The organism is Micromonospora lupini (genome assembly GCF_026342015.1).
In the GTDB taxonomy this organism is placed as follows: domain Bacteria; phylum Actinomycetota; class Actinomycetes; order Mycobacteriales; family Micromonosporaceae; genus Micromonospora; species Micromonospora lupini_B.
This window is the reverse complement of sequence record NZ_JAPENL010000002.1, coordinates 629000-655306: the sequence shown is the minus strand read 5'-3', so window position 1 is coordinate 655306 and position 26307 is coordinate 629000. Positions and strand designations below refer to the sequence as shown.

Below are 26307 nucleotides of genomic sequence, written 5' to 3'. Positions count from 1 at the left end.
CATGAGCAACTCCGTGGACAAGCGGTCCGCCCACATCATCGACGTGCTCACCGAGGAGTTCGGCGCGTCGATGGCGATCGACCCGGCGGCCTTCCGCCGCAAGTTCCGCAAGATGGCCGCGTCGCCGTTCGCCTTCTACCGGGGCAGCGCCGCGCTGTTCTACGCCGACCAGCGTGGCGACTTCGCCGACGACAGCTTCCTCGACGAGCGGACCGGCCGGGTCTGGATCCACGGCGACCTGCACGCGGAGAACTTCGGCACCTACATGAACGCCTCCGGGCAGTTGGTGTTCAACGTCAACGACTTCGACGAGGCGTACGTCGGGCCGTTCGCCTGGGACCTGCGCCGCTTCGCGGCAAGCGTGGCGCTGCTCGGCTACAGCAAGGCGCTCTCCGACACGGTGATCGGTGAGCTGGTGGCCTGCTTCGCCCGCTCCTACCTGACCGAGCTGCGGGCGATCGCCGCAGGCGGGGACGACGCGATCGGGTCGATCACCCTGGAGAACGCCGACGGGGTGCTGCGTCGGGTGCTCCAGCAGGCCCGTCTCAACACGCGTGTCGACCTGCTCGCCGAGCAGACCACTGTCGACAACTACGAGCGGCGGTTCTCCATCGGGGACGGGGTCTTCGAGGTCGACGGGAAGACCCGGGATCGGGTGGTCGCCGCCTTCGAGGAGTACCTGGGCACCCTGCCCGAAGCCTCGGCCCGGCTGCGTCCGGTGGCGACGCGCATCAAGGACGTGGTGCTGCGCAAGGGGGTGGGCATCGGTTCGGCCGGCCTGCCGTCGTACAACCTGCTGTTGGAGGGGCACACGCAGGCGCTGGAGAACGACGTGGTGATCTACATGAAGCAGGCGCAGGTCCCGGCGGTGGCCCGCTACTCGACCGACGACTCGGTAAGCGGCTACTTCCAGCACCAGGGTCACCGGACCGCCGAGTCGCAGCGGGCGTTGCAGGCGCACGCCGACCCGTGGCTGGGCTTCACGGAGCTGGACGGGGCCGGTCAGCTCGTCGCCGAGGTCTCCCCGTACGCGGCCGACCTGGACTGGTCCGACGTCAACGAGCCGGACGAGTTGACCGGGGTGCTGGCCGACCTTGGCCGGGCGGTGGCCCGGATGCACTCGGTGGCCGACGACGAGTCCAGTCACGACCTGGTGGACTACTCCACCGAGGAGGCGATCGTCGCCGCCGTGGACACCGACGAGTCGGGCTTCGTCACCCACCTGGTGGACTTCGCGCACGCGTACGGGGTGCGCGCCCGTCAGGATCACCAGCTCTTCGTGGACCTGTTCCGCAACGGCCGGCTACCAGGCATCTGACGTCGACGGACCGCCGGTCAGGAGGCGAACTCCAGCACCACCTTGATGTCGTCCGGGCCGGCGGTGTACGCGTCGGCGTACCTGTTCACCGGGACCCGTCGGGTGATCAGCGACTCCAACCAGACCTGGTCGGCGCGGGTGAGTGCCTGCGCGGCCATGGTCCAGTGCCGTCGGTTGGCGTTCACCGAGCCGAAGACGACGTTGTTCTCCAGCACCAGCGCCCGGTTGAGCGCCCCGGCGTCGAAGTCGATGCTCCGACCGCCGCTGGACACCCCGGCCAGGCAGACGATGCCTGTCGGCGCCGCCTTGCACATGACGTCCAGGACGACAGTGGGTGCGCCTGTGCACTCGATCACCACGTCCGGCTCGAAGGGCAGGTCGTTCACCGGGACCGCGTGGTAGGTGGCGCCGAGCCCGGCGACCAGCTCCGGCTTGGGCCCGTCGGTGGCCCGGTCCAGCACGTGGACGGTGAGCCCGCGCTGGGTGCCGAGCAGCGCGGCCAGCAGGCCGATCGGCCCCGCGCCGGTCACCAGGACTGTCTGCGGCTGCCACTCGGCCCGGTGGCCGATCCGTTCGATGTGGTCCCACGCCTTGGCCACCACGCTTGTCGGTTCCAACAGCACGCCTACCTGGGCCAGCGCGGGGTCGAGTGGGACCGCGAACTGCGGCTCGATCCGCCAACGGTCCCGGGCGAACCCGGGCAGCGCCTTGATGCCGTGCTCGGTGTACTGACCGTTGCGGCACATGTCCCACTCGCCGACCGCGCAGTTGCTGCAGGGCACCGGGTCGGGATGCCTGACGATGCCGGCCACCAGGTCCCCGGGTTGCAGGGTGCCGCTCGGGTCCTCCAGCACCCGCCCCAGCGACTCGTGCCCGATGACCAGGCGGTCCGCGCCCGGCGGCGCCTCGCCGTAGGCGCCGGAGATGATCTCGTGATCGGTGCCGCAGATCCCCACGGCCAGTGCCTCGACCAGGACAGCGCCCTCCTCGGGCGCCGGCTCCGGCTGATCCTCGGCGAGGCTCAGCGAGTTGGCGACCCCGGGTTTCACAGTGACAGCGCGCACGCCCTCATCTTTCCCCGCCGACGGGCCCGCCGCTCGGTAAAGCGGGCAGATCACCTGTGGTCGGCCCTGGACCGCGGGCCGGGTCCGCGCCGGGCGGACGCCCTAGGATCAGCGGCATGACTGAGGAAGAGGTCGGCGCTCGGCTGGTCGCGCTGCTCGCGCCGGTCGAGGCGACCCCGTCGGTCTCCGGCGGGCAGCGGTTCGCCCGGGCCACCGTCGACGTACCCCTGGCGAGTTGGTCGGCCGCCGTCCGCGCCGCCCGCGACGACAGCGAGCTGGCCTGTGACTTCTTCGACTGGCTTTCGGCTGTCGACGAGTTGGCCGAGGGCTTCGACGTGGTGGCGCACCTCTGGTCGACGCGGTTGCGGCACGGCGTGCTGCTGCGCACCCGGGTGCCCCGCGACGCGCCCTCGGTGGCGTCGGTGGTGGACGTCTACCCGGGTGCCGCCTGGCACGAGCGGGAGACCCACGAGATGTTCGGCATCGACTTCGACGGCCACGGGGAGCTGCGACCGCTGCTGCTGCCCCCGGAGTTCGAGGGCCACCCGCTGCGCAAGGAGTTCGTGCTCGCATCGAGGGTGGCGAAGCCCTGGCCGGGCGCGAAGGAGCCGGGCGAGTCGGAGGCGGGCGGTGGTCGTCGACCGATCCGCCCGCCGGGTGTGCCCGCTCCGGGCGAGTGGGGAACGACGCCGACCCCGGCCGGCGCGGGCGGCGTGGGCGAGGGGCCACGCGGCGGCACCCCGGCCCGACCAGCCGCCGAGCGGCAGGCGCGGCCGGCGCCGGGGGCCCGTCCGGCGCGTACTCCCCGGGCCGCCGGCGCCGCCGACGCCCCGCCACCGGCCGACGAGCCCGCGCCCGGCGCAGGCCCGGCCGCATCGCGTGGCGAGCCCGTCGCGGACCCGCCGGTACGCGACGACCGGACCGACCACGACGGGGGTACGGCCTGATGCCGCTCTGGGTGGAGCTGGTGCTCCGGGTGGGCGGCGTGGTCGTCGCGTTCCTCACCCTGCCGCTGCTCGTCGGTCAGGCCGAGCACAAGGTGATGGCGCACATGCAGGGTCGCCTCGGCCCGATGTACGCGGGTGGCTTCCACGGTTGGGCGCAGCTCGTGGCGGACGGCGTCAAGTTCGTGCAGAAGGAGGACATCACCCCGCGCGAGGCGGACCGGGCGGTGTTCCGGCTGGCGCCCGCGGTGGCGCTGGTGCCGTATCTGCTGGTGCTGCTGGTCATTCCGCTCGGCCCGAACGACCTGGTCGGGCAACCGTTGGACATCGGCCTGTTCTTCGTGCTGGCCGTGGTCGGCATCGGCGTGGTGGCGGTGCTGATGTCGGCGTGGGCGTCGGCCAACAAGTACAGCCTGCTCGGCGGGTTGCGCGGGGCCGCCCAGCTACTCGGATACGAGCTGCCGTTGGTGTTGGCCGCCGCCTCGGTGGCGATGGCGGCGGGCACACTCAGCCTGTCCGGCATCGTGCAGGCGTGGCAGCCGTGGTGGCTGCTCTGGCAGGCGCCCGCGATGATCATCTTCTTCGTCGCCGGGCTGGCCGAGATCCGCCGGCCACCGTTCGACATGCCGGTGGCCGACTCGGAGCTGGTCTTCGGTTACATGACCGAGTACACGGGGCTGCGGTTCGCGTTCTTCCTGCTTGCCGAGTACGTCGGCATCGTGGTGATCGCCGCGCTGACCACTGTGCTGTTCCTCGGTGGCTGGCAGGGTCCTTTCGCCGACGACCAGCTCGGCTGGCTCTGGACGCTGCTCAAGATCTTCGCGGTGGCCTTCGTGATCATCTGGCTCCGGGTGTCCTACCCCCGGCTGCGCGAGGACCAGCTCCAACGCCTCTGCTGGCTGGTGCTGGTGCCAGCGTCGCTCGCCCAACTGGTCCTCACGGCAGCCGTCCGCGTCGCGCTGTAGGAGCCCCGGTCAGCGCAGCGGGGTGTGGGCCGGGTCGACCGGCTCGGCGGGGGGTGGGGGTGGGGTGCCGTCGCCGAAGGGGCGACCACCAAGGGCCTCCCGTCCGTGCGGGGTGACCCAGTTGGACAGGTCGGGGCCGAGCGGCACGATCCCGGTCGGGTTGATGTCGCGGTGCACCTCGTAGTAGTGCCGCTTGATGTGGTCGAAGTCGATGGTGTCGCCGAACCCGGGGGTCTGGAACAGGTCCCTGGCGTACGCCCACAGCACCGGCATCTCGCTCAGCTTCTGCCTGTTGCACTTGAAGTGGCCGTGGTACACCGGGTCGAAGCGGACAAGCGTGGTGAACAGCCGCACGTCGGCCTCGGTGATGGTGTCGCCGACCAGGTACCGCTGGTCGGTCAGCCGCTCGGTCAACCAGTCCAGCCGGTCGAACAGGCGGTGGTACGACTTGTCGTACGCCTCCTGGCTGCCCGCGAACCCGCACCTGTAGACGCCGTTGTTCACGTCGCGGAACACCACGTCGTTGACCTCGTCGATCTGCGCCCGCAGGTGCTCGGGGTAGAGCTGCGGGGCGCCCTCGCGGTGGTACGCGGCCCACTGGGTGGACAGGTCAAGGCTCATCTGCGCGTAGTCGTTGGTCACCACCTGCCCCGTCGGCACGTCCACGATCGCCGGCACGGTGATGCCACGCTCGTAGCCGGGGAAGCGCTTGAAGTACGCCTCCTGGATGCGCTCGATGCCGAGCACCGGGTCCCGGCCGTCCGGGTCGAGGTCGAACGTCCAGCTCCGCGCATCGTGGGTCGGGCCGGCGACAGCCATCGAGATGGCGTCCTCCAGGCCGAGCAGCCGCCGCACGATGATCAGGCGGTTGGCCCACGGGCAGGCCCGGCTGACGGCCAGCCGGTATCGGCCCGGCTCCACCGGGTAGCCGTCCCGCCCGTCCGCGGTGATCCGGGTGGCGATGTACCGCTGGTCCCGGGTGAACTCGCCACCCGGCTCGACGTACTTCCCGCCTGTTTCCTCGCCCACGTCACCCTCCCGGTCCGGTCAGTGTCTCTACCCCATCCTTACGGATCTACCGCTCAGCGACGCCGGATACCCTGCCGGCATGACGGATGTGGAGGCGGCGGCCCGGCGCTTCATCGCCGACGTGTGGAACGCCCGCCGGGAGGAGTCGGCCCACGAGTTGATCGCCGAGGAGTGCCCCGGACTGGGCGGGACCGGCCCGGAGGCGACGCTGGCCTGGCACCGCGAGCGGCGGGCGGCCTTCCCGGACCTGCGCTACAAGATCGTCGACGTGGTCGCCGCAGGTGAGCGGGTGGCAGTGCACTGGCGGGCGGCCGGCACCCACGCCGGGCAGTTCGGGCCGGTGCCCCCGACCGGGCAGGTGGTCAGCTACTCCGGGGCGACGTTCCTGCGCTTCGACACGGCGGGCCTGATCGTCGAGGTGTGGAGCTGCAACGAGCTGTTCCAGCTCCTGCAACAGCTCGGCGTCGAGATGCTCCCACCGACTGTCGTCAGCGGACCCGGGGCGTGATCCGACTGATCGGCAGGTTGATCGGGAACGGCTCGCCGGTGTCGACGAACTTCGTCCACCGCCCCGTCTCGGTGTAGACCTCGTTCACCGCGTCGATCCGGTAGGTGACGACCTCCAACGCGCCACCCTCCGTCTCGATCCGCCAGTAGAACGGGATGCCGGCCTGGGCGTACAGCGCCGGCTTCAACACCCGGTCGATCGAGCGGGTGCTCGGCGAGACGATCTCGATCGCGACGACCACTTCGTGCGGCTCGTACTTCGACGGCTCCCGAGCCGCCGCGGTAGCCGTCGTGATCAGCACGTCGGGGATGAAGGACCGGGTGCGGTTGATCCGCACCTCGACCGCCTGGGTCACGTCATAGCCGTCGGGGCAGTCTTCATCCAGCGCGGCCATCAGCCGGCCGGCGATGGTCTGGTGGATGCGGGTAGGGGAGGGGGACATCAGCAGCACTCCATCGAGCAATTCCCGGCGGCGGCCATCCTCGGGCAGCGCATCCAGATCGTCAGTCGTCCACTCGCTCTCGGGCGGGTAGTCGCTCTGCAGCGCGGCGGTCATGGCAGGTCCTTCCAGGTGCGTGCGTTCTCCCCGCGACCACGGTACCGCCTCGGACCTGTGGGTGGTGGTCGCGCGCGCCGAGGCCACAGGGCAGGATGGTCCACATGACCGACCCCAGCGAGCACGGTGGCCCGGCCGGCGGCGCCAGCGAGCGCGGCCTGCCCGGCGCGGGCCTGGTGAAGGGGCTGGCGGTCACCCTCAAGACGATGACCAGCCGCTCGACCACCCAGCAGTACCCGGACGTCGCCCCCGAGCTGCCGCCCCGCTCGCGCGGCGTGATCGCGCTGTCCGAGGAGAACTGCACGGTCTGCATGCTGTGCGCCCGTGAGTGCCCGGACTGGTGCATCTACATCGACTCGCACAAGGAGGAGGTGGCGGTGCCCGGCGCCGCCCGACCCCGCCAGCGCAACGTGCTTGACAAGTTCGACATCGACTTCTCGCTCTGCATGTACTGCGGCATCTGCATCGAGGTCTGCCCGTTCGACGCGCTCTACTGGTCTCCCGAATTCGAGTACGCCGAGTACGACATCAAGGACCTGCTGCACGACAAGGACCACCTGGGCCAGTGGATGGCCACGGTTCCACCGCCGCCGGCGCACGACCCGAACGGCGAGCCGGCCAAGGAGGAGACCGCGGCGGCCAAGAAGGCCGCGCGTTCCGTCCCACCGGCGGTACGTCCCGAAGCCGACCCGGGCCCCGCGTCGTGACGGGCCGAGGCGCGGCCCGCCCCGGCGGAAGGGCGGCCCGGTGACCGGGGCGGATCTGCTGCTGCTCGCCCTGGGCGCGGTCGCGGTGGGCGCCGGCGTGCTTGTGGTGACCACGAAGCACCTGGTCCGGGCGGGGCTCTACCTGGTGGTCTGCCTGGGCGCGCTGGCCGGCGACTATCTGGTGCTCGGCGCCGAGCTGGTCGCCTGGGTGCAGGTGCTGATCTACGTGGGCGCGGTGGTGGTGCTGCTGTTGTTCGCGGTCATGCTCACGCGGGCCCCGATCGGGGCCTCCGACGATCTGGACCGGCCGGGCTGGTCGGCCGCGCTGATCGGTGGCGGCGCCGGCCTGGGGCTGAGTGTCCTGCTCGTCGACGCGTACCGCTGGAGCACCGTCACGATGCCCGGCGCGGGCACCGCCGAGCGGCTGGGCGAGCAGATCTTCAGGTCCTGGGTGCTGCCGTTCGAGGTGCTCTCCGTCCTGCTGCTGTCCGCGCTGGTGGGGGCGGTGGTGCTGTCCCGTCCGGACATCGGCCGGCCCGCACCGCAGCGCGGTGACGCGACGGGCGACACGCCGGCGCCGCAGGCGGCCGGCGCGGATGGGGTACGCCGGTGAGGCCAGTCGTCCCGTACGTCACCGCGGCGCTGCTGTTCGGCCTCGGCGTGTACGGCGTGCTGCGTCGACGCAACGCCGTGCTGGTGCTGATGGCGGTCGAGCTGATGCTCAACGCGGTGAACCTCATCCTGGTCACCGCGGACACCACGGCCCGTCCGGTGCTGCCGCACTCCGGTCAGGTCTTCGCGCTGTTCGTCATCGTGCTGGCCGCCGCGGAGATCGGGGTGGGGCTGGCGATCGTCCTGCAGCTCTACCGCCTGCGGTCCACCGTGGCGGTGGACGACGTGCCGTTGACCGAGCCGCCGGTGTCGGCCCAGCCCATCGGCCAGAACGCGGAGGCGGGCCGGTGACCGGGCTGCTCGGGGCGGCGCTGCCGGCCGTACCGCTGGTCGCCGGTCTGCTCGGTCTGCTGCTGCCGCCGGCCCCGCGTCGCCAGGGTGGACCGGCCGGCGATGACCGGGCGCGGACGGCCGCCGTGACGATCGGCGTGGCCGGGGCTGCCGGCGCGCTGGCGTTGGCGGTCGCCCTGCTGGTGACTGTCAACGGTCCGACCGAGACGTCGACGACCTGGGTCGACATCGGTGGGCTGCGGGTGACCCTCGGCGTACGCCTGGACGGCGCCGCCGCCCTGGTGGCCGTCGCGGTCGCCGCGGTAGCCCTGGCCGTGCAGGTCTACTCGATCGGCTACCTGCGGCGTGGCCCGCACGACGACGTCGACGTCGACCACCGCTACCCGCCGTACGCCGCCCAGATCGGCCTCTTCACCGGCGCGATGCTGCTGGTGGTGGTCTCCGGCGACCTGATCATGCTGCTGGTGGGCTGGGAGGTGATGGGCCTCTGCTCGTACCTGCTCATCGCCCACGACCGCCGGCTCGCGGGGGCACCGGCCGCCGCGATGAAGGCGTTCCTGGTGACCCGGGTGGGTGACGTCGGGTTCCTGCTCGGCATCGCGCTGCTCGGCGTGTCGACGGGCAGTTTCCGGATCGCCGACGTGCTCGCGCACGACCACAGCGCCGCGACCCTGACCGCCGCCGGCCTGCTGCTGCTGGCCGGGGTGGCCGGCAAGAGCGCGCAGTTCCCGCTGCACACCTGGCTGCCGGACGCCATGGCCGGCCCGACGCCGATCTCCGCGCTGATCCACGCCGCGACGATGGTGGCCGCCGGGGTGTACGCGGTGACCCGCCTCTACCCGCTGTTCACGGCGGCTCCGGTGACGTTGACAGTGCTCGGGGTGCTCGGCGCGATCACCCTGCTGCTCGGGGCGCTCGCCGCGACCGCCCAGGACGACATCAAGCGTGTGCTGGCCTGGTCGACGGTGTCCCAGCTCGGCTACATGACCGGCGCGCTGGCCGTCGGCTCACCGTCGGCGGCGCTGTTCCACCTGCTCACCCACGCCGCGTTCAAGGCGCTGCTGTTCCTCGCCGCCGGCGCGGTGATCCACGCCGTGGGCACCACGCTGATGTCGGAGATGGGTGGTCTGCGGCGCAGCATGCCTGTGACGTTCTGGTGCACGGTGATCGGCCTCGGGGCCCTCGCCGGCGTGCCGCCGCTGGCCGGCTTCTGGAGCAAGGACGGCGTGTTGACTGTCGCCGAGTCGGCCGCGTTGGAGGGCACCGGGCCGGCGCCGTCGTGGGTGGGTTGGCTGGTCTGGATGGCCGGGTTGCTCGGTGTGGCGATCACCGCCTGGTACGCGGGCCGGCTGCTGCTGCGGGCCTTCTTCGGCGAGCCCCGGCTGCCGCTCGTCACGCCGCACGACCCTCCGGCGGTGTTGCGGTGGCCGGTGCTGCTGTTGGCAGTGCCTGCCGCGCTGCTCGGCCTGGCCGGGTTCGTGGGCGCGTTCGCCGACCGGCTGCGGTTCGCCACCGTGCCGGTCGCCGGCGCGGAGGACGGCCTGGTCCACGTCGGGCCGGCGCTGCTGCTGCCGTTGGCGCTGCTGGCGGTCGGCGCGGGCCTGGTGTGGGCGCGTTGGCAGCGGGACAGGACCGGCGACCCGGCGACCGCGCTGGGTCCGCTGCGGCCGGTCTTCGCCCGCGCGTTCCGGCTCGACGACGTCCAGCACACCCTTGTCGTACGTCCCGTCCGGGCGCTGGCCCGCCTCGCCCGCAGCGGCGACGAGGTGGTGGTCGACGGGGCGGTCGAGGGCAGCGGCCGTGCTGCCTCCGGCCTGGGCGCCGGGCTGGCCGCGCTGCACCGGGCGGCGCTGCCTCGGGCCGCCGCCGGTGTGCTGGCCGGCGCCCTGCTGATCGGCCTGGCCGCAGCCCTGCTGGGAGTGACCCGATGACGCTTGGGCAGGTTCTGCTCGTCGCCGTGCTTGTGGTGCCGGCGCTGGGTGCGGTCGCGGTGGCGGCGACTCCCCGGGACCTGGCGGCACGGATCGTCGGCACCGTCGCGGCGGCCCTGACCCTGCTGGCCGCCGTGCCGTTGGTGTTCGGTGGGCGGGGGTGGTTCGCCTGGTCGGCAGGTACGCCCGCGGTGCGCCCCTGGCACCAGGTCGATCTGCCCTGGGTGCCCGGTCTGGCCCTGCGCTTCCACCTCGGCGTCGACGGCATCTCCTGGCCGCTCGTGGTGCTGACCGCGCTGCTCACCCTGCTCTGCTGCGCGTACACGGTGTGGCGGGTGCCGGGCGGCGGCAGCGGTCGGGCGCTGGTGGCCCTGCTGCTGGTGGTCGAGGTGGGCATCCTCGGCACGTTCCTCGCCCTGGACCTGGTGCTGTTCTTCCTCTTCTTCGAGGTCGTCCTGCTGCCGATGTACGCGATCATCGCCGGCTGGGGAGGCGCGGACCGGCGGCGGGCGGCCCGCAAGTTCGCGCTCTACACCCTGTTCGGGTCGGTGCTGCTGCTGGTCGGCGTGTATGTCGTGGTCGCCGCGGCGGGCACCGCCGACGTGGTCGCGCTGACCGGTGGGGGCGGCCTGTCCCGGGGCACCCAGTTGGCCGCGTTCACGTTGTTGGCGCTCGCGTTCGCGGTGAAGAGTCCACTCTGGCCGCTGCACTCCTGGCTGCCCGACGCGCACACGCAGGCCCCGACCGTGGGCAGCGTCGTGCTTGCGGGCGTGCTGCTCAAGATGGGCACGTACGGCCTGATCCGGGTGGCGGTGGGGGTCGCCCCGGAGGGCGCCCGCTGGGCCGCGCCGGTGCTCGGCGTGCTGGCGGTCGCCGCGATCCTTGTCGGCTCGCTCATCTGCCTGGCACAGGCCGAGGTGAAGCGCCTCATCGCGTATTCCAGCGTGGGTCACATGGGCTTCGTGCTGCTGGGCGTCGCCACGCTTACCGCCACAGGCATCCAGGCGGCCCTGATCGGCAACGTCGCGCACGGCGTGATCACCGGTCTGCTGTTCTTCCTCGCCGGGGCCGTGAAGGACCGCACCGGCACGGGCGCGCTCGCCGAGCTGTCCGGGCTGCGGGAGACCGCGCCCCGGCTGGCCGGTCTGCTGGCGTTCGCGGCGATCGCGTCGCTCGGCCTGCCGGGGCTGGCCGGCTTCTGGGGGGAGGCGTTCGCGGTGGTCGCGGCGATCCAGGTGGGCGGCGCGCTGTGGACCACCCTCGGGGTGCTGGCGGCGGTCGGTGGCGCGCTCACTGCCGCGTACTTCCTGCGGTTGTTGCGTCAGGTCACCCACGGGCGGCCGAGCCCCGTGGTGGGCCCTGTCGGCTCGGGTCTGGCCGGCGCGGAGCTGACCGCGTGGGCCCCGCTGGTGCTGCTCGCGCTGGCCATCGGGTTGGTCCCGGCGCTGGTGCTCGGCGTCGCCGAGGCGCCCGTCGACGCCCTCATCGGGGTGGTCTCCCGATGAGCGCGCCGCAGTGGGTGGACACGAACGAGGGCAGGGCCGCATGAGCGCGGTGCAGAGCGTGGACAGCGTGGCGATGCTGCCGGCGTACCTGGCGGCCGGCACCGCCGTACTCGTGCTGATCGTCGATCTTGTGCTGGCGCGGCCTCGGGCCACGGTCGCGGTGGCCGCGCTCGGCGCGTTCGGCACCGCAGTCGGCGCCGTCGTCGTCGGCGCGGGCGGCGAACGGCGCACGTTCTGCGTCGGCGCCGACTGTTCCTGGGTCTTCGGCGGCCGGGCGGCAGTGGTCGCCGCGGTGGTGGCGCTGCTCACAGTGGGTGTGCTCGGGCTGTCGGTGCCGGCGCTAGGGGCCGGGCGGTCGCCGGTGGGGGAGTACGCCTTCCTGCTCGCCTGCTCGATGACAGGCGGTGTGGTGCTCGGCGCGGCCGGCGACCTGATCACCCTGATCGTGGCGTTGGAGACGCTTACCCTGCCGCTGTACGTGCTTGTCGGCCTGCGCCGGGGCAGCCTGGCCAGCGCCGAGGCGGCGGTGACGTTCTTCGTGGTGAGCGTGGTGGCCACCACGGTCAGCCTGCTCGGCGCGGCGCTGCTGTACGCGGTGACCGGTTCGCTGCACCTGGACCGGCTCGGCGCGCTGCTGGCCGAGCGGCCGGAGCTGCGCGAGCTGCCGCTGACCACCGCCGCCGTGGCGCTGCTGCTGCTCGGGCTGGCGTTCAAGGTGGCGGCGGTGCCGTTCCACGCCTGGGCGCCGGCCACCTACGACGGCGCTCCGCTGCCGGTGGCCGCGTACCTGTCGACGGCGTCGAAGCTGGGCGGCCTCGTCGCGTTGCTGGCGGTGGTGCAGCGGGCGCTCCCGGCGGACCAGACCGGCCCGGTGCTCGCCCTGCTGGCGGTGCTCACGATGACAGTCGGCAACCTGGTGGCGCTGCGCCAGCGGCGTACCGTCCGACTGCTCGCCTGGTCCTCGGTGGCGCAGGCCGGTTACATCCTGGCCCCGCTGGGCGCGTTGGCGCTGGCCGCCGGCCGCACCGACGAGGCGCGGACCGCCGCGTACGCCGCCGCGGTGGCGTACGCCGTCTTCTTCGTGGTGTTGGAGCTTGCCGCGTTCGCCGGGGTGACCGCGCTGCGCCCGGCGAGTGCGGACGGCGGCACGCTTGACGACCTGCGCGGGGCGGCCCGCCGGCACCCGTGGCGGGGCGCGGCGCTCGGTCTCGCGCTCGTGGGTCTGGCCGGGCTGCCGCCGGGCCTGGCCGGCCTGTTCGCGAAGGTGACAGTGGTCCGATCCCTGCTCGACGGCGGCGCGGCCTGGCTGGCGCTCGTGGTGGCGCTGAACGCGGTGGTCGGGTTGGCGTACTACCTGCGTGTGACGGCCGCGCTGTGGGCCCCGACGGCGACACCGGGCAACGCGGCGCCGGCCGTACCGGTGGGGGGTGTGGTGGCGGCGGTGCTGGCGGTGGCCACGGTGACAGCCGTGGTGCTGGGCTTCGCCCCACAGTTGGTGCTTGATCTCGCCGCCCGCTGACCTGCGACTCCAGTCTCAGTGAACTCTCAGCGTTGAGACGGATGGTTGACGGGTACCGGGTTGTTGAACCGGTCAGCGGATCCCGGCGATCCGTGCACCGAAGGAGAGATCGTGCACCACAACCGTCTGAAGACCGCCGCGCTGCTCGGTCTGCTCACCGCCCTGATCCTCGCGGTGGGCTACGGGTTCGGCGGCAGTGGCGGCCTGGTCATCGCCGTCCTCATCTCACTTGTCATGAACGGCATTTCCTACTTCTACTCCGACAAGCTCGCGCTGCGCTCGATGCGGGCGCAACCGGTCAGCGAGGCGCAGTTCCCCGAGCTGTACCGGATGGTGCGCGAGCTGGCGACCGAGGCCCAGCAGCCCATGCCGCGCCTGTACGTCAGCCCGACCGCCCAGCCCAACGCGTTCGCCACCGGACGTAACCCGCAGCACGCGGCGGTCTGCGTGACCCAGGGCATCACCGAGATCCTGGACTACCGGGAGCTGCGGGGTGTGATCGGGCACGAGCTGTCCCACGTCTACAACCGGGACATCCTGATCTCCAGCGTGGCGGCAGGTCTGGCCGGCATCATCACCTTCCTGGCGAACATCGCCTGGTTCATCCCGCTTGGTGGTGGGGACGACGAGGATTCGCCGAATCCGGCCGTCCTGCTGCTGACCCTGATCCTCGGCCCGATCGCGGCCACCGTGATCCAGTTGGCGATCAGCCGCAGCCGCGAGTTCCAGGCGGACCAGTCGGGCGCCGAGCTGAGCCGCGACCCGCTGGCCCTGGCGAGCGCCCTGCGCAAGATCGACGCCGTGGCCCGGCGACGCCCGCTGCCCGCCCAGGGCACGCTCACCAGCACCGCCCACCTGATGATCGCCAACCCGTTCTCCGGTGGTGCGGTGGCCGCGCTCTTCTCCACCCACCCGAAGATGGAGGACCGGGTCGCCCGGCTGGAGCGAATGGCCGCCAACGCGGGGCCTGTGCAGTTCCAGCGCTGACCTTCTCTGCTCTCCGCCCGTACCCGCGCTGCAGCGGGTGCGGGCGGAGTGCTGTGTCGGGGCCGATATCCGGTACAGCCCGGAGACCGGCGGCGTTAGGGTCATAACCGCTCACGCTCATTACATCCTCGGGAGGTTCACGGTGACCGCGCTGCGTCAGTACCTGGGTGTCTGGCGGATCCCCGGTGCGCCGATCCTGCTGGTCACCGGCATCATCGGGCGACTCGGAATCGGCATGACGCCCCTGGCGCTGCTGCTGGTGGTCGAGCAGGTGACCGGCAGGTACGCGCTGGCCGCCGTCGCCGGCGGCATCTACGCCGTCGCCGGCGCCGCGCTCAGCCCGGTGGCCGGACGGATCGCCGACCGCGTCGGCCCGAGCCCGGTGCTGCTCGTCACCGCCGTCGCCCACCCGCTGGCGCTCACCGGACTGCTGCTGGCCAGCCGCTCGGGCGACGACGCCCTCGCCGCCATCTACCTGACCGCAGGCATCGCCGGCGCGACGTACCCGCCGCTCACCGCCGCCATCCGCGGCGCCTGGAACGAGCTGACCAGCCCCGCCTCCGGCCGGTACGCCCTGCGCAACACCGCCCTGGCCGCCGAGACCTCGCTCTTCGAGATCGTGTTCGTGCTCGGCCCGCTGCTCGTGGCCGGTTTCGTGCTTGTCGCCGACGCGGCCGCCGCGCTGATCGGGGCAGCGGTGGTCACCCTGGTCGGCACCACAGCCGTCGCGCTCGGCCGGGTGATGCGCGGGTGGCGTCCCCACCCGCGCGAACACCACGCCCGTGGGCTCGGCCCGCTGCGGGTCGGCGGCTTCCCCGCCCTGCTGGTCTGCGTGGCCGGGCTGGGCATCGCGTTCGGCGCCGCCGGTGTGATCGTTCCGGCGTACGCCGGCAACGCCACCACCGACGACCCGGAGAGCCTGGCCGGGCTGCTGCTGGCGGTCTGGGGGATAGGCAGCGCGATCGGCGGGTTCTGGTTCGGTGTCCGCCGACCGGCGCCCAACATGACAAGGCAGTTCGCCCTGCTGCTCGGCGCGCTGGCCGGCACCTTCGTCGTCTTCGCGGTGATGCCCACGCCTCTGGCGCTGGGCGTCGCGCTTGTCGTCGGTGGGGCAACCATCGCGCCGGCGCTGACCCTGGAGAACACACTTGTCGGCCGGATCGCCCCGGCCGGCATGCTGAACGAGGCGTACACCTGGGTCGTCACGGTCGCCGTGGCGGCGAGCGCCGCCGGCGGCGCGGTGGCCGGCCTGATCGTGGACCGTGCCGGCGGCGTGCCGTGGGCCTTCGTCTTCGCGGGGGCGGCGGTGGCCGTCGGGGCCGCGGTCGCCGCGCTGCCCGCCGGGCCCATCGCCCGGGCAGAAGCCTCAGCGGTACGCGCCGAAGAGCCCGTCCCCGTCTGACGTCCCCGCGCCTGGCCTCCCCGCGGTCTGGCCTGCCGGCGTCGGGTCTCCCGGCGGTCTGGCCTGCCGGCGTCGGGTCTCCCGGCGGTCTGGCCTGCCGGCGTCGGGTCTCCCGGCGGTCTGGCCTGCCGGCGTCGGGTCTCCCGGCGGTCTGGCCTGCCGGCGTCGGGTCTCCCGGCGGTCTGACCTCCCGGCGGTCTGACCTGCCCGTGTCGGGGCGGTTTGCAGGATGTCGGGGAGTCCCGTTGCCGGGGATGCCCCGACTTCCAGGAACCCCAGGCGATCTCCGTGCGGCCCGGCTACCGGTTGCAGGCTCTGGCGCGGTGACCTCCGGGCCACCAGACTGATGCGATGGCCAAGCTTCTCTACTCGGCGACCGCGTCGCTCGACGGATACATCGCAGGCCCCGACGGCGACATGTCCTGGCTTACCGAACACCTCACGGGCGGCAACCCGACCGCGGGCCGCCTGCTGGCCAACGTCGGCGCGATCCTGGCCGGCAACCGCACCTTCGGCGGCGACGACCCGAACCGTGGCACCGACAGCGAAGGCGCGTTCGGCGGCCAGTACCACGGGCCGGTGTTCGTCCTGACCCACCGCCCGCCGGCCGAGCCACCCGCGGACGTCACCTTCGTCGGCGACCTGCACAGCGCCGTCGCGCAGGCCAGTGCAGCCGCCGGCGAGAAGTACGTGAACATACTCGGCGCGGACGTCGCCAAGCAGTGCCTCCGGGCCGGGCTGCTCGACGAAATCCTGATCTTCTTCGCGCCGGTGCTGCTCGGGGGCGGGGTGCCCATGTTCGACGACCCGGGCGGCGAGCGGGTGCGCTTGGCGCCGATCCCCGGCGAGACCGAGCACTGGTACCGCGTCGTCCGCTGACGAGCGGCGACTACCTGTAGTTGGTGAACTGCAGGGCGATGCCGAAGTCCTCGCCCTTGAGCAGCGAGATGACCGCCTGGAGGTCGTCCCGCTTCTTGCCGGTGACGCGCAGCTGGTCACCCTGGATCTGCGCCTGAACGCCCTTGGGGCCCTCGTCGCGGATCTTCTTGCTGATCGCCTTGGCCTTGTCGGTCTCGATGCCCTGGATCACCTTGCAGTCGATCTTGAACACCTTGCCGGACGGCCGCGCCTCGCCAGCGTCCAGCGACTTCAGCGAGATGTTCCGCTTGACCAACTTCTCCTTGAACACGTCCAGCGCGGCGAGGACCCGCTCCTCGGTCTCCGCCTGGAGGCCGATCGCCTCCTCGCCCGACCAGGAGATCTCCGCTCCCGTGCCACGGAAGTCGAACCGCGTCGCGAACTCCTTCTCGGCCTGCCGAAGGGCGTTGTCGACCTCCTGGCGGTCGGCCTTGCTCACGATGTCGAATGACGGGTTCGCTGGCATGCGTCTGCTCCTGCTGTCCGGCGGTCTGGGCGTGCCGTCGGCCGCCGACCAGCGGCACGACCCCCTGACCGTACCCGGTTGCGTCGGCCCCGGGGTGAGCCGCTATCCTTGCTTCCGCCGCCGCGTTACGACGCGGTGGGGTGCCCTGGCGGGTTGCCCGAGCGGCCAATGGGAGCGGACTGTAAATCCGTCGCGAAAGCTTCAGAGGTTCGAATCCTCTACCCGCCACCAGGTGCACGAAGAGGCCTCTGACCGGCGCGAACGCTGGTCAGGGGCCTCTTCTGTGAGTCTCACTCGGTCCCGCTCTAGCCCGCTCGATCTCGCTGGCCGTGTCGCATACGTGTCGCGAACCGGTGGGGGGTCGTCGGTCGACGGTCAGAGCATCAACAGGTTCGTCAGGACGTTGCCTACGATCCCGAGGACGACGCCACCGACGAAGGTGAGCAACGCAACGCGATTGCTGCTTTTTCGTTGACGGTCCGCCTGTTCCGCATGAGCAGCCTTCAGCTTTTCGATCTCGTCCGTCAGGCGCTGCTCAGTACGCTCGGTCAGCAGTAAAGAGATCCTTGAAGCTTGGCTCTCGTTCAGTTCGGCCATAGCCTGCGCTGACTCCGCCCGTTCGACGAGCGTTCGCACCTCGCCTTCGAACGCCTGAGCGTTTTGGCTGATTTCATGCAACTTAGATATTGATTGAATTAGTGTTTCCGAAACGTCGGATATCTCCTGCTCCAGGGACTTGCCATGAGAAGGAAGAGATCTCTTAACCGTAGTCAGGGCTTCTTCGGCGGCTGCCTCGAACTCGGCGGCTGCCTCGGTTTGCCTGGTCCGTGCTGCAACGACACCCCCAGTCAAAGCCGTGAGAGCACCGGTGACCAGGCCGATGATCAGAAGGATGTCTTCTAGGCTGAGTGGGCCGTCGCTCCGCCGGATGACCGTTCCGAATCCGACTAATAGTCCGACCGTGATCAACAAGTTGTTGGTCATGTCGCTGGAGGGTGCCCACTTGCGGCTCCTTCTTTGTTCCGTTCTTGTCACAGAGAGCACGATAAATGCCGGGAACCGGCTGTGGGGTTCGAGGGTGACCGGGCGGCATCATCTTCACTTCCCACCTTTCCGGTGTGCGTTCTTTCCGGCGCAGGTGGCGGTTCAGCCAGTGCCGACTCGATGCGCTGGCGGGCGCTCTCCTCTTGGCCGTAGACGCACTTCGCGTAGACCCGCATCAGGACGTGCACGCTGTGCCCGGCCCACTCGGCGACCTGGGTAGCCGGCACCCCGGCGTTGAGCCAGAGCGATACGGCAGCGTGCCGCAGGTCGTACGGCCGGCGAGCCAGTGGTGAGCGCTGCTGTGCCGGCGTGAGCACCTTCGCCCGCGCGTCGCGCCACGCCTTCCCGTAGGTGTTGCTCGGGATGGGCTGGCCAGCGGTGGGCACGTACCGGCCACCGGGGCCGCGCCGGGTGACGAACAGCTTCCCGTTCGATCCGGGCGGGTACTTCTTGACGTGGTGGTCGAGTAGCCGCACGAGCGGCGGCGGCACCGGCACGTCCCGCGTGGCGGCCTTCGCTCGATGCTTCAACCCTCGTTCCTCGGTCGTGTCGTCCCCGTCGCCCCAGTCCCGGCCCACGGCCACCGTCGAGCCGGTCAGGTGCAGTACGCCCCACCCGTCAGGCTCGGCGGGCCGTTCGTACTCGTCTTTGCGCAGGTGAAGCACTTCTTCGGGGCGTAGGGCGGCGTAGTACATGCATCCGAAGAACGCTTCCAGCTCGGGCACCGTTCGGCCGACCTCGGCGAGCAGTGCCCGCGCCTGATCCGGGTTGACCACCGCTCCTCGGTCGATCTCATCGGCCGTCTTCGGGGCGGTCCAGCTCACCAGGGTCATCGGGTGCGTGTCGAGTAGGCGCAGCTCAACCGACGAGTACGACCTAGAGGCAGTTCTCGTCGGCCCACTCGTCCATTACGGCACTTACGGCATCCGATGTGTACCATCCGCTGCGTCGATCATGATGGACGAGATCCGCGTTGTGACCATTGAGGTGAACGACGAAGTCCTCGTCAAGAACGATCGGCGGAGTGAGCCCCTTGCTGCCTTGGCTGGCCAACTTTGCGGCCCGATTGACGACTTGGCCCATGTATACGACATCATGGATACCGCTGCCGTTGAACCCTGCCTTAATCATCAAGGCGCGTCCATCGGCCACGCCGATGCCGACGCGGATAGGGGTTTCGTATCCAGCAGTTTTCATTTTGTGGTTCAGGATTCTGAGGAGGGAATTGATTTTAAAAGCTGCCGAGAAAACCTCGTCGTTGTCGCTCTTCTGGCTAGAGTTGAACACTCCCCACACTCCGTCGCCAACAATGTTGACCTCATGCACTTTGGGGACGCCGCTGAGTATGGCAACCATCTCACTGATGTATGCGCGGTAAATCTTTGCGAGGGCGGGTCGAGTGTAGACGTCCGGCAGTTTTGATGAGTCGCGAATATCCACGAATAGGGCAGAGCACCATTGAGCATGAAAGCCGTTTGTGTAGGTGAGCCGGTCGCGATCGGGAAGTTCATCAACTTCCTCGAAATTCCCGCGCGGTTGCTTGAGGTAACCGTCGATCCGCTCGATGCTAGCCAAGTAGTTGTACGGTCTGTACTTACCATCCATGCTTAGCCACCTGCCATTCGACCAACGATGATCGTAACTCCCGCCAGGGTTGCGAGTGCTAGCGCTAACCAGCGAATAGCGCGCTCCGCCCACCGGAACTTTCGATGTGCGACGCCTGCGTTGGCATGAACTTGCCGGGCGATGTGTTCGGTCAGTCGCTTCTTGTCGGTCGTCAGAGCGGTAAGAACCTCTGTGTAGGTCGGGCTGTCGTCCGCATAATCACGAGCAATGTGAGCGAAGAACAGCAAGTTGGATGGGTCCGGATCTGCCACGGTAGTGGCCTCGTCGACTCCGCCGTTCTCTCGCGGCCGGCTCTCGTCGAGGGTGTCCGGATCGGGCTTATTCGGCCGGTGCGTCATCGCCTTGAGCCTGGCGCTAAGGCGGCTGACGCGTCCGGTGCGCGGCGTGAGCGCAAGGAGGGCACACGTCCCGGCAAGAATTACGGCGGAGCCGCAGAGTATGCCAAAGATTGTGAGCCACCACCCAGGCCGGGTCTGGTTCTTCACGAGGTTGAAGAGAACTCCCCCGGTTACTCCGCTTGCAGCGAGGATGGTAGCGCTCTTCGCCTCGGCGTGCTTGACCCAATCGTTGACGAGGCTAAGCGCCTTCCATGCCTGATCCGGCTCGCAGTCGTCGCTTTTCTCCTCGGGCTGAGTCATCAGCGCAACCCAGCAATGCGAGCGCGCAGAGCAGCCCTCTCCCGTTGTGCCTTCAGAGCTAGGACGCTCCGTTGCCGCGCCGCTGCCTCTTGCGTCTTCGCGTGGTCTAGGTCGTCGCGCTTCTTTTCGCCGCGCAAGATGGCGGCGCAGAAATCCTCGCCGTGGATGGCACACCACTGTGAGGACAAGGTGCGGCCTTGTGCCTCTAGGTCGCCGTCTGGAAGCCGCTCAATGATGTGGTCCGACCAGATGGTCGGGCTCGGACCGTCGCCGCAGGGGCAGGAGTAAGTTAGATACTCATACTTCTCGGCCTGATCCCACACCGTGCCGGTGACGGCCATTACGTGCCTGTCTACGCCCTGAGCGGCCTTGGCAGCGTAATTCACCGCCTTGCCGGCCCATACTGGCTCCTGTTGGTTCGGGTTCCGTGGCGTCCCCACGCGCTTCACGAGGAGTCTGCTGGCAGCGACCCCTACCTTGAAGCCTGTCTTCGGCAGTTCCTCGTCATTAGGCCAGCGGGCCTCTAGTCGGCGCACGAGGTCAAGGCTGAATGTCTTGATCGTAATGCCAGCGCAAATAGCCCTCTCGTATCGCATCTCACCCCAGAAAAGAGCGAACGCCCCGTCGCCCTGAATAGCCAGGAAATCGGCATCAAACTCATCGAAGATCCGAACGACCCCGCCGGTGCTGGCCTGGTAGATGCTCGCGGTGCTCTTCGCGTGCTTGCCGGTCCCGAGCCGCGTAGAGTTCTTAAGGTCTGCGACCACCGCTACAGCGTCGGTGAGCTTGTGCCACCTGCGCGCCTGGACCGGCAGCTCATCCACGTCTAGCTCGTGACCCTTATCTACCACCTCTGGGCCGGAAGCGAACTCGTCCTTTGCCGCCTGGTCCAGTTCCTCGATGAGGCCCTTCAGACCTACCTCTGTCATAGCTCCGCCTCGCAGTCGTGTCCCAGAGTGGACGGTACGACGTAGGTGCGACAGCAAGGCCCCACCGCTCGGGCGAAAGTCGGTGACGGATGCACTGCGGACACCGGCACGTTCCGTCGACGGGCAATTCATCACCGGCCGCCGCGGTGGATGCGTCACCGCCGGCACGGCCCGGAATAGTCACGTGCACTCACGGCTGCGATCCGTGACCCTGGATGGGTGACGGAGATCTTTGCGGATGAGCGCCTGTTGGGATTCTGCATCTTCTGTGGTGGTAAGCCCGATACCAGGGATCACGTGCCCCCCAAGGTGTTCCTGGACAAGCCCTACCCCGACAACCTTCTGATCGTGGGTTCTTGCGACAGGTGCAACGGAGGGTCGTCGCTGGATGAGCAGTTCGTCGCCTGCCTCTTGGAGGTCGTCATGTGCGGGACTGTTGAGCCGGGAGCACTGCGGCGACCGAATATCGCGCGGACCCTTACCCGCAGCCCCGCGCTAGCTGCTCAGCTCGAACAGGGACTGCAGCCAGGCGGCGGCTTCCTTGTGAGCGAGCTGGGCGGGCAGCGGCTGGCGCGGGTCTTGGAGAAGATCGGCCGGGGGCTGTGGGCGTACCAGACGCAGGAGCCAACAGGCACCCTTGCCGCACGGGTCGGGTGGAACGCTTGGTCGACGTTGAGCGATGCTCAGCGGCAGGATTTCCTTACCGTCCGTGACGAGGTCTTTCCTGAGCTGGGTAGCCGTATGTTCATCAGGCTGCTTGAGGAAGGGCCGAACCGCTGGACGGTGGTTCAGGGGGGCCGGTTCGCCTACCTCGTCGAAGTCCAAGAGGGCGGCGGCCGAATCAAGCTGATCATTGGGGACTACCTGGCGGGGGAAGTCGATCTGGTGGAGGGCACGGACGACTAACCGCCGTGAAGTCGCATACGTGTCACTGAACGTGGCGCTGAGGGCGTTGATGCTGGTCAGAGGCTCGCGCTTGGCGCTCTGTAAATCCGTCGCGAAAGCTTCAGAGGTTCGAATCCTCTACCCGCCACCAGGTGCAGACACGGCCCCTGAGCAGCAGAGATGCTGATCGGGGGCCGTTGTCGTTTGTCTGGCCGAGTCCGGCTGAGTCCAGTCGCTGACGACTGGTTGTGGGCAGATGGTGGGCAGGTCGATCTTGCTCCTGCCGCGCCGACGTCGAGCGGCCGAGCGCGGGTTCCTGGGCTCCGGCAGATCGGTCCTGGGCGCCTCTCGACGGCGTACCGGCGCGGGGCGGCCTTTGCTTGCTCATGCCGTCTCGTGGTGGAGGGGGTCCAGGGCGGTGAGTGCTTCCTCCGACAGGCGTAGGGAGCCGACGGCGACGTTCTGGGCGAGGTGGTCGAGGTCGCCGGTGCCAGGGATGGCCAGGACGTGAGAACCCTGGTGCAGGGTCCATGCCAGCCGGATCTGGGCTGCGCTTACGCCGTGGGCGCGGGCGATGGTGTGCACCTCCGGGCTGTGGTCGGTGGTCGCGCCGCCTTCGCGTCCGGTGCCGGCGATCGAGTAGAACGGCACGAACGCGATGCGCTGTTCACCGCAGAGGTCCAGGAAGTCCTTCTGCTCGGGCGATGCGCCGATGACGTACATGTTCTGAACGCAGACCACCGGCGCGATGCTCTGGGCCTCGGCGAGGTGGTGGGGGCGGACGTTGGACAGGCCCAGATGACGGATGAGTCCGACCTCGCGCAGTTCGGCGAGTGCGCCGAAGCGTTCGGCGATCGAGTCGGTGCCGACGATGCGCAGGTTCACCACGTCGAGGTGGTCGCGGCCGAGCTGGCGCAGGTTCTCCTCGACCTGGCCGCGCAGTTGCTCGGCGGTGGCGTGCGCCAGCCACTGGCCCGAGGGATCGCGGCCTGGCCCGACCTTGGTGGTGATGACGAGGTCGTCCGGGTAGGGGGCCAGTGCCCGGTTGATCAGCTCGTTGGCCGAGCGCAGTGGCGAGAAGTAGAACGCGGCGGTGTCGATGTGGTTCACGCCGAGCTCGACCGCGCGGCGCAGCACACTGATCGCCTGGTCGCGGTCGCGTGGGACGGCATCGGCCGCGAACGCCCCACCGTGCTGCGTCAGGCGCATCGCGCCGAAACCGACCCGGTTGACCGTCAGGTCGCCGAGCTTCCAGGTGCCCGATGCCGCCGCGTTGATCGTCTGTGAGGTCATGGCGAAATGATCTCCGCACGGTAGGCTGGCCCGCCATTGATTCACACCTGACTGAATCTATTGAGGAGTGGTTGTCCTGGCGGAGCTGGCGTTCTCGACGAGCGATCTGGCACAGGTACGGTTCGCCGTCTCGCCGATGTGGGAGGTCGCTCCCAGCTTCCGACTGCTCAGGTCCGCCACTACGCATCCGGTCCACCGGCCCTGGGCCGACCAGGTACGCCCGCGCCTGGTGGCCGCCGGGCTGGACCGGGGCTGGCTCTGCGAGCTGATCCTGCCCACCGGCGGCTACGTCCCCGACTTCCTCAACCCGGCCCCCGCCGGACCGGCCCCCACCCCGGCGGCAGAGCGGGACGCGATCCGGGCCGCGCCCGCCGACCGGGTACGCCAGGACCTCGACCACCTGGCCCGCCACCAGGGAACCCTCGGCCCCCGGCTACGAGCCCTGCACAACGACCCACAGGGCCTCCTGGCCAAGGTCACAGAAGAAATCGAAACGTACTGGGAACTGGCACTCGCCCCCTACTGGGCACGAATCCGGGCAGTCCTGGACGCAGACATCCTCTATCGGGCCCGCCTGGCCGCCGAGCACGGCACCGGCCACCTCCTCAACGACCTGCACACGTCCATGAGCTGGGACAACAACGCACTGCGGATGTCCCACCGCAAGCAGCCACTGACCCGCACGACAGCAGGCACGGGACTTCTGCTGATCCCCTCGGCCTTCACCGGACCGGGGGTGCGCACCCGAACGACGCCGCCGGATCCACCCCAACTCGCCTATCAGGCGCGCGGTGTCGGCTCACTCTGGCAGGCACGGCCCGTCATGCGAGCCGACACCCTCTCCGCCGTACTGGGCCGCTCACGCACCCTGCTGTTGTCCGAATTGGAGATCCCAGCCTCCACCACACAACTGGCCCACCGCACCGGACTCTCCCCAGCCGGGGTATCCCAATACCTCACCGCGCTACGCAACGCGGGCCTGGTCAGCGCCCACCGCGCCGGCCGCTCCGTCCTCTACGCCCGCACCACCGCAGCAGAAACTCTCCTCCAAGCGGCCTTCGCCCGACCTCACGTCGACCCCCGAAGGACTTCCGGAGCCGACCACTAAGTCCAGCCGTTGACGACTGGTTGCGGAAGGTCGATTTTGGCCTTGGAGGGTCCGTTGCCGTCATGGACCAGTAGGTCAGCTCGGCTGGTAGACGACCGCTCTGCTGCCCGAGACCTGGCGGATCGACGCGGCGATGTTGCCATGATCATCAAGATCGACGACCTCGCCGTTCGTGTCGACCCCGGCGGAGCTGAGGTCGTACAGGACGCCACTTCGCCACAGCGCCGGACGGGAGCTTCCGTCGCCGGCCTGGGAGGTGGCCAGGATCTCGCCACGGTTGTTGATCGCCCGCAGTTCGGTGAAGCTGCCGCCGAGAGTGCCGACGTCCAGGGCGCGGCCGTTCCGCCAGAGGATGCCGCGCTGGGACTGGTCGGCCGAGAACTGCCAGCCGATCACCCAGCCGCTGTCGTTGATGGCGTACGTGTTGCTGCGGTTGAAGGGCCCGGCGCCGAGGTCGGTTGCCCGGCCGATGTGCCATCGGACGGCGTGGAAGCCGCTCGGTGGTACGTACACGCCGCCCGAGACCTCGCCACGCTCGTTGACGTCGGACACCTCGGTGAGAGGCAGGGCCCGGGCGTGGCCGTTCGTCCACAGGACGGGGCCCGCGTCGGTGTGGCCGACGACCTGACCGCGGTTGTTGATCGCGAGGGGCCACATGCCCAGCGGCCGCAGGACGCCGCCGTGCCAGACGTGTCCGGCGAAGCCGTTGTCGGTGTAGCCGACGACCTCGCCGCCGTCGTTGACGTCGATCGGTGTGAAAGCGCCGAGATCGATCATCTGACCGTCGCGCCAGAGAAATCCGCGGTAGATGCCGTCGGCGGCCTGGGCACGGCCGACCACGTCACCGCGGTCGTTCATGGCGCTGGCGAAGCTGCTGTCGCCGCCGAGGGTGCCGAGGTCCACCATGCGATAGCTGGCCAGGGCTCCGGGCACGGGGGAGGCGGCGGACGCGGTTGGTACGGCCGTCAAGGTGGCCGCGAGCAGGACGGTACCGAGGACGGATGGCATGGACAGCCCCTTCGGAGCGTCGCCGGGCGAACGGTGCGCTCAGCGTAGGCGCATCCGGTCAATCCACCAGGGTGCCGTCACCTGGCCGACAGACCCGTCGTCCCGCCCAGGAGTTGCTGCGGATCGCGGCCAACGGCGGCGTTCCGGGAGTTGACCTGCACGGCGTGCGGATCCACGTCATCCGGCTGCGGTCGTTGCACGAGGACGCCCTACCGCTGACCGTGACGTACGCCGAGATGCCTGGGCGGTTGCTGTGCGGCGCATGGCTACCTGAGCTACGTCGCACAGGGTGGCCACGTGGGCGCCGCCGTCACGGACGGGATCGGCCACCAGGGTCCGCTGCTCGGCATCCACGGCACCCTGTTCGGCGGTGCGATCGGAATCGGGGCCGACTGCCGGGCGACGTGCGCGCAGGAGCGTGCGGCGCACGACGCGCTGAACCTGGTCACGACGGACGGTTTCGGCTACTCTCAGCACTTTGGTGGTGAGTGGAGAGTGAGCAGTGCCCCCACGTTGCCAGCCGAAAGCTCACTCCAGTTCCGATGGTCAGGGACAGAGGGGTCTGTCGCCTCTCGGTCGGCAAGGGAAAGGTCCGAATCGCCGCCTTGGCTGGAAGCCGCACCATTTGCCGCTGGCTGGTCGGCGATAGCGTTCCGTAGTCGCTCCGTCTGCCATTTATCACCGAACGGCCATCTGACCGGTCCGGCTCGCCCGGTCGGCCATGCCGATCGGCCGTACGTGGGCTTTGCGGGCCGATTCGACTGTGGCACGATCGGGGTCACTGATTCTTGTTCTGCCCCCGACAGGAGCACGCTGATGTTTGGACGGTCGCCTCGCCGCCTTCGCGCCGCCCTCGCGCTCGCGGCCGTGGTCGCGTTCGTGGGCGCCTTTTCCGGTCAAGCCATCGATCTCCAGATGATGGACTACACGTGGGGTGCGCCGGTCTTCGACAAGGGCGTCACTGTCGCCCGATAGGCCCGGTTCCGCATCACCC

Annotated in this window: 26 protein-coding genes, 1 tRNA gene and 1 pseudogene; 17 read left to right on the top strand and 11 right to left on the bottom strand. The window is 69.7% G+C overall.

Annotated elements, in window-relative coordinates:
* Position 1: 1 nt before the first annotated feature.
* Complete coding sequence (locus tag OOJ91_RS17910; protein WP_266246407.1) at positions 2-1318, top strand: DUF2252 domain-containing protein; 1317 nt, start codon at positions 2-4, stop codon at positions 1316-1318.
* A 17-nt stretch (positions 1319-1335) separates the two neighbouring features.
* On the opposite strand, the gene OOJ91_RS17905 is transcribed toward OOJ91_RS17910, so the two are convergent.
* A complete protein-coding gene (locus tag OOJ91_RS17905) occupies positions 1336-2382 on the bottom strand; it encodes a glucose 1-dehydrogenase (RefSeq protein WP_266246405.1) in 1047 nt (348 codons plus the stop codon).
* A gap of 116 nt (positions 2383-2498) precedes the next feature.
* On the opposite strand from OOJ91_RS17905, the gene OOJ91_RS17900 reads away from it, so the two are divergent.
* Positions 2499-3329 carry an NADH-quinone oxidoreductase subunit C gene (locus OOJ91_RS17900; protein WP_266246404.1) on the top strand — a complete coding sequence of 277 codons (831 nt, stop codon included), beginning with the start codon at positions 2499-2501 and terminating at the stop codon, positions 3327-3329.
* Positions 3329-4291, top strand: coding sequence for a complex I subunit 1/NuoH family protein (locus tag OOJ91_RS17895; protein WP_266246403.1), 963 nt, complete (start codon positions 3329-3331; stop codon positions 4289-4291). The genes OOJ91_RS17900 and OOJ91_RS17895 overlap by 1 nt, the downstream gene beginning before the upstream one ends.
* Before the next feature lie 9 nt (positions 4292-4300).
* On the opposite strand, the gene OOJ91_RS17890 is transcribed toward OOJ91_RS17895, so the two are convergent.
* A complete protein-coding gene (locus OOJ91_RS17890) occupies positions 4301-5320 on the bottom strand; it encodes a glutathione S-transferase family protein (protein ID WP_266246401.1) in 1020 nt (339 codons plus the stop codon).
* A 79-nt stretch (positions 5321-5399) separates the two neighbouring features.
* On the opposite strand from OOJ91_RS17890, the gene OOJ91_RS17885 reads away from it, so the two are divergent.
* The gene (locus tag OOJ91_RS17885) at positions 5400-5828 is read left to right on the top strand and encodes an ester cyclase (protein WP_266246400.1); all 429 of its coding nucleotides are present in this window, start codon (positions 5400-5402) and stop codon (positions 5826-5828) included.
* On the opposite strand, the gene OOJ91_RS17880 is transcribed toward OOJ91_RS17885, so the two are convergent.
* Entirely contained in the window at positions 5809-6384 is a 576-nt protein-coding gene (locus tag OOJ91_RS17880) for a Uma2 family endonuclease (protein WP_266246398.1), read from the bottom strand. The two genes, OOJ91_RS17885 and OOJ91_RS17880, sit on opposite strands and share 20 nt — an antisense overlap.
* A 95-nt stretch (positions 6385-6479) precedes the next feature.
* Here OOJ91_RS17880 and OOJ91_RS17875 point away from each other — a divergent pair, with 95 nt between their 5' ends.
* The 9 genes from OOJ91_RS17875 (at position 6480) to OOJ91_RS17835 (ending at position 16277) form a co-directional block, all read left to right on the top strand.
* Positions 6480-7091 carry a NuoI/complex I 23 kDa subunit family protein gene (locus tag OOJ91_RS17875; RefSeq protein WP_266246396.1) on the top strand — a complete coding sequence of 204 codons (612 nt, stop codon included), beginning with the start codon at positions 6480-6482 and terminating at the stop codon, positions 7089-7091.
* Positions 7092-7131: 40 nt separating this feature from the next.
* The gene (locus tag OOJ91_RS17870; protein WP_266246394.1) at positions 7132-7704 is read left to right on the top strand and encodes an NADH-quinone oxidoreductase subunit J family protein; all 573 of its coding nucleotides are present in this window, start codon (positions 7132-7134) and stop codon (positions 7702-7704) included.
* A complete protein-coding gene (nuoK, locus tag OOJ91_RS17865; RefSeq protein WP_266246392.1) occupies positions 7701-8054 on the top strand; it encodes an NADH-quinone oxidoreductase subunit NuoK in 354 nt (117 codons plus the stop codon). The genes OOJ91_RS17870 and nuoK overlap by 4 nt, the downstream gene beginning before the upstream one ends.
* A complete protein-coding gene (locus OOJ91_RS17860; RefSeq protein ID WP_266246390.1) occupies positions 8051-9985 on the top strand; it encodes an NADH-quinone oxidoreductase subunit 5 family protein in 1935 nt (644 codons plus the stop codon). The genes nuoK and OOJ91_RS17860 overlap by 4 nt, the downstream gene beginning before the upstream one ends.
* Positions 9982-11490 (top strand): complex I subunit 4 family protein, encoded by a 1509-nt coding sequence (locus tag OOJ91_RS17855; protein ID WP_266246388.1) that lies wholly within the window; start codon positions 9982-9984, stop codon positions 11488-11490. The genes OOJ91_RS17860 and OOJ91_RS17855 overlap by 4 nt, the downstream gene beginning before the upstream one ends.
* 40 nt (positions 11491-11530) lie before the next feature.
* On the top strand, positions 11531-13009 hold the full coding sequence (locus OOJ91_RS17850) for an NADH-quinone oxidoreductase subunit N (protein WP_266246387.1): 1479 nt from the start codon (positions 11531-11533) through the stop codon (positions 13007-13009).
* Positions 13010-13120: 111 nt separating this feature from the next.
* Entirely contained in the window at positions 13121-13996 is an 876-nt protein-coding gene (htpX, locus tag OOJ91_RS17845; RefSeq protein ID WP_266246386.1) for a zinc metalloprotease HtpX, read from the top strand.
* 142 nt (positions 13997-14138) lie between these two features.
* A complete protein-coding gene (locus tag OOJ91_RS17840) occupies positions 14139-15398 on the top strand; it encodes an MFS transporter (RefSeq protein ID WP_266246385.1) in 1260 nt (419 codons plus the stop codon).
* 351 nt (positions 15399-15749) lie between these two features.
* Positions 15750-16277, top strand: coding sequence for a dihydrofolate reductase family protein (locus OOJ91_RS17835; RefSeq protein ID WP_266246384.1), 528 nt, complete (start codon positions 15750-15752; stop codon positions 16275-16277).
* Between the two features lie 10 nt (positions 16278-16287).
* Here OOJ91_RS17835 and OOJ91_RS17830 read toward each other — a convergent pair whose 3' ends face one another.
* Positions 16288-16782, bottom strand: coding sequence for a YajQ family cyclic di-GMP-binding protein (locus OOJ91_RS17830; RefSeq protein WP_266246382.1), 495 nt, complete (start codon positions 16780-16782; stop codon positions 16288-16290).
* Positions 16783-16929: 147 nt separating this feature from the next.
* Here OOJ91_RS17830 and OOJ91_RS17825 point away from each other — a divergent pair.
* A tRNA-Tyr gene (locus tag OOJ91_RS17825) sits at positions 16930-17013 on the top strand.
* A 144-nt stretch (positions 17014-17157) separates the two neighbouring features.
* On the opposite strand, the gene OOJ91_RS17820 is transcribed toward OOJ91_RS17825, so the two are convergent.
* From OOJ91_RS17820 to OOJ91_RS17800, 5 genes and pseudogenes are all read right to left on the bottom strand, one after another.
* The gene (locus tag OOJ91_RS17820; RefSeq protein WP_266246380.1) at positions 17158-17766 is read right to left on the bottom strand and encodes a hypothetical protein; all 609 of its coding nucleotides are present in this window, start codon (positions 17764-17766) and stop codon (positions 17158-17160) included.
* Between the two features lie 47 nt (positions 17767-17813).
* Positions 17814-18692: pseudogene (locus OOJ91_RS17815) on the bottom strand (tyrosine-type recombinase/integrase); the annotation flags it as partial.
* Between the two features lie 10 nt (positions 18693-18702).
* Entirely contained in the window at positions 18703-19431 is a 729-nt protein-coding gene (locus tag OOJ91_RS17810; RefSeq protein WP_266246379.1) for an adenylate/guanylate cyclase domain-containing protein, read from the bottom strand.
* A 2-nt stretch (positions 19432-19433) separates the two neighbouring features.
* Entirely contained in the window at positions 19434-20090 is a 657-nt protein-coding gene (locus OOJ91_RS17805; protein WP_266246377.1) for a Pycsar system effector family protein, read from the bottom strand.
* Positions 20090-21019, bottom strand: coding sequence for a hypothetical protein (locus tag OOJ91_RS17800; RefSeq protein WP_266246376.1), 930 nt, complete (start codon positions 21017-21019; stop codon positions 20090-20092). Before OOJ91_RS17800 ends, OOJ91_RS17805 begins: the two co-directional genes overlap by 1 nt.
* A gap of 219 nt (positions 21020-21238) precedes the next feature.
* Here OOJ91_RS17800 and OOJ91_RS17795 point away from each other — a divergent pair, with 219 nt between their 5' ends.
* A complete protein-coding gene (locus tag OOJ91_RS17795; protein WP_266246375.1) occupies positions 21239-21925 on the top strand; it encodes a hypothetical protein in 687 nt (228 codons plus the stop codon).
* Positions 21926-22288: 363 nt separating this feature from the next.
* Here the strand turns inward: OOJ91_RS17795 and OOJ91_RS17790 are convergent, their stop codons facing one another.
* Complete coding sequence (locus OOJ91_RS17790; protein WP_266246374.1) at positions 22289-23197, bottom strand: aldo/keto reductase; 909 nt, start codon at positions 23195-23197, stop codon at positions 22289-22291.
* Between the two features lie 67 nt (positions 23198-23264).
* On the opposite strand from OOJ91_RS17790, the gene OOJ91_RS17785 reads away from it, so the two are divergent.
* A complete protein-coding gene (locus OOJ91_RS17785; protein WP_266246373.1) occupies positions 23265-24305 on the top strand; it encodes an ArsR/SmtB family transcription factor in 1041 nt (346 codons plus the stop codon).
* A gap of 75 nt (positions 24306-24380) precedes the next feature.
* On the opposite strand, the gene OOJ91_RS17780 is transcribed toward OOJ91_RS17785, so the two are convergent.
* The gene (locus OOJ91_RS17780; RefSeq protein ID WP_266246372.1) at positions 24381-25313 is read right to left on the bottom strand and encodes a hypothetical protein; all 933 of its coding nucleotides are present in this window, start codon (positions 25311-25313) and stop codon (positions 24381-24383) included.
* 297 nt (positions 25314-25610) lie between these two features.
* Between OOJ91_RS17780 and OOJ91_RS17775 the strand changes: the two genes are divergently transcribed.
* Positions 25611-26288 carry a hypothetical protein gene (locus OOJ91_RS17775; RefSeq protein ID WP_266246370.1) on the top strand — a complete coding sequence of 226 codons (678 nt, stop codon included), beginning with the start codon at positions 25611-25613 and terminating at the stop codon, positions 26286-26288.
* Positions 26289-26307: the final 19 nt, after the last annotated feature.

Bases quoted from the DNA above. Each gene is read 5' to 3' on its own strand.
- OOJ91_RS17805 (WP_266246377.1), bottom strand. From the start codon at position 20,090: ATGACTCAGCCCGAGGAGAAAAGCGACGACTGCGAGCCGGATCAGGCA.
- OOJ91_RS17810 (WP_266246379.1), bottom strand. From the start codon at position 19,431: ATGGATGGTAAGTACAGACCGTACAACTACTTGGCTAGCATCGAGCGG.
- OOJ91_RS17880 (WP_266246398.1), bottom strand. From the start codon at position 6,384: ATGACCGCCGCGCTGCAGAGCGACTACCCGCCCGAGAGCGAGTGGACG.
- OOJ91_RS17820 (WP_266246380.1), bottom strand. From the start codon at position 17,766: ATGACCAACAACTTGTTGATCACGGTCGGACTATTAGTCGGATTCGGA.
- OOJ91_RS17885 (WP_266246400.1), top strand. From the start codon at position 5,400: ATGACGGATGTGGAGGCGGCGGCCCGGCGCTTCATCGCCGACGTGTGG.
- OOJ91_RS17875 (WP_266246396.1), top strand. From the start codon at position 6,480: ATGGTCCACATGACCGACCCCAGCGAGCACGGTGGCCCGGCCGGCGGC.
- OOJ91_RS17790 (WP_266246374.1), bottom strand. From the start codon at position 23,197: ATGACCTCACAGACGATCAACGCGGCGGCATCGGGCACCTGGAAGCTC.
- OOJ91_RS17855 (WP_266246388.1), top strand. From the start codon at position 9,982: ATGACGCTTGGGCAGGTTCTGCTCGTCGCCGTGCTTGTGGTGCCGGCG.
- OOJ91_RS17780 (WP_266246372.1), bottom strand. From the start codon at position 25,313: ATGCCATCCGTCCTCGGTACCGTCCTGCTCGCGGCCACCTTGACGGCC.
- OOJ91_RS17830 (WP_266246382.1), bottom strand. From the start codon at position 16,782: ATGCCAGCGAACCCGTCATTCGACATCGTGAGCAAGGCCGACCGCCAG.
- OOJ91_RS17910 (WP_266246407.1), top strand. From the start codon at position 2: ATGAGCAACTCCGTGGACAAGCGGTCCGCCCACATCATCGACGTGCTC.
- OOJ91_RS17800 (WP_266246376.1), bottom strand. From the start codon at position 21,019: ATGACAGAGGTAGGTCTGAAGGGCCTCATCGAGGAACTGGACCAGGCG.
- OOJ91_RS17900 (WP_266246404.1), top strand. From the start codon at position 2,499: ATGACTGAGGAAGAGGTCGGCGCTCGGCTGGTCGCGCTGCTCGCGCCG.
- OOJ91_RS17850 (WP_266246387.1), top strand. From the start codon at position 11,531: ATGAGCGCGGTGCAGAGCGTGGACAGCGTGGCGATGCTGCCGGCGTAC.
- OOJ91_RS17895 (WP_266246403.1), top strand. From the start codon at position 3,329: ATGCCGCTCTGGGTGGAGCTGGTGCTCCGGGTGGGCGGCGTGGTCGTC.
- OOJ91_RS17835 (WP_266246384.1), top strand. From the start codon at position 15,750: ATGGCCAAGCTTCTCTACTCGGCGACCGCGTCGCTCGACGGATACATC.